The sequence below is a fragment of the Colwellia sp. 6M3 genome, assembly GCF_014077595.1.
Taxonomy (GTDB): domain Bacteria; phylum Pseudomonadota; class Gammaproteobacteria; order Enterobacterales; family Alteromonadaceae; genus Cognaticolwellia.
Map to the genome: position 1 here is coordinate 1 of NZ_JACGWF010000187.1, position 1,471 is coordinate 1,471.

Below are 1,471 nucleotides of genomic sequence, written 5' to 3' on the forward strand. Positions count from 1 at the left end.
CTAAACCTCAAAGATGCTATTCAATGGACACTTAAAAAAAATCCCGAACTAAAAATATTTGAATTCAAACAAAACATGTTAATTGGACGTGAAAGAACAGCAAATTTAACTCCTGCTTATGAACTGGCCATTGAAGCTGAAAACTTTGCTGGTTCAGGAGAATTCAATCAGTTTGATAGTGCGGAACTAACCGTTGCTTTGTCTTCAGTTATTGAAATGGGAAATAAGCGCTCGGCGAGAATAGCGCTTGTTTCAAGTTCTAGAGCTTTATTCATCGCTGAGAAAGAGGTTGCGGCACTTAACCTAATGGCTCAGGTTACTGAAAAATTTGTTGAGGTGCTTGCAGCCCAACAAAGAGTCTTATTGTCTGAAAATGCACTTGAGCTAGCAGAAGAAACGTTAAAAATTGTATCTCAACGTAATCGCGCAGGTGCAACACCGGAGGCTGAAGTGAAACGGTCAAAGGCAGTTATTGCTCAGGCTAATCTAACAGTTCAATCTGAACACAAACGCTTAGAATATTTAAAACTCTCATTATCAGCCTATTGGGGAGAGACATCGGTATCCTTCTCTAGAGTGAATGGTGACCTTTATAAGTTTGGTAATGACAGTGATTTCAACAGTCTTTTTGCTCAGTTAGAGAACAACCCTGCTATTAAAATTTATGCTAATGAACAGCGATTAAAAGAGGCCGAAATACGGTTAGCTAAAACTGAGTCTAATGCCAATATTAAATGGTCTGTAGGAGTCAGGCGCTCTCAAGAAACCAATGATACCGCACTAGTAGCAGGTTTTAGCTTGCCCTTATTTACAGAAAAGCGAAACTCAGGTGCAATAGCAAGTGCGTTAGCTGAACGTGATCAAGTTACCATAGATAAAGAGGTTACTAAGCTGAGGTTTAGAAATTACTTACTGCGAGCATACTCTAATAGAAAACAAGCAATATTAACTGCAAATACATTAAGGAAGTCGGTTATTCCAATACTAGAGGAAGCCCTGGAAGATACTCAAATGGCCTATCAAAAAGGACGATATGGCTATCTTGATTATGTATCTGCTAGACAAGAACTGTTAAATGCACGACGAACCCTTATTGATGCAGCGTCTGCTGCCTTAATTTACGGTGCAGAGATAGAAAAATTAACAAACGAAGCGCTGTCATTATAGAAAAGGCATCACTTTACGATTAACCATATTTTTTAATTCAGTTATCAACTGCATTGTTTAGGATTTAAAATGAAAAACTATTTACTCGCACTATTGATTTTTGTTGGGTATTTGTCACCCATTCAAAGTGTTTTCGCTAGCGAAGATGAAGGCGAAGAAGGCATAAGTAAAATTAACGATAGTATGGCAAAAAGGGTTGGTGTTGAAACAGCCAACCTGTCATCAAAAATATTGAACCAGACCATTCCTGTATACGGCGCTACGACGATAGGCGCTGAACAGTTATTTCAAGTTGGTGCAAGAT

1 protein-coding gene and 1 pseudogene are annotated in these 1,471 nt (G+C 38.5%); both read left to right on the top strand.

Annotated elements, in window-relative coordinates; genetic code table 11:
- The coding region (locus H4J50_RS18890) for a TolC family protein (RefSeq protein WP_182257694.1) at positions 1 to 1,167 on the top strand (1,167 nt) is incomplete at its 5' end.
- A 69-nt stretch (positions 1,168 to 1,236) separates the two neighbouring features.
- Positions 1,237 to 1,471: pseudogene (locus tag H4J50_RS18895) on the top strand (HlyD family secretion protein); the annotation flags it as partial.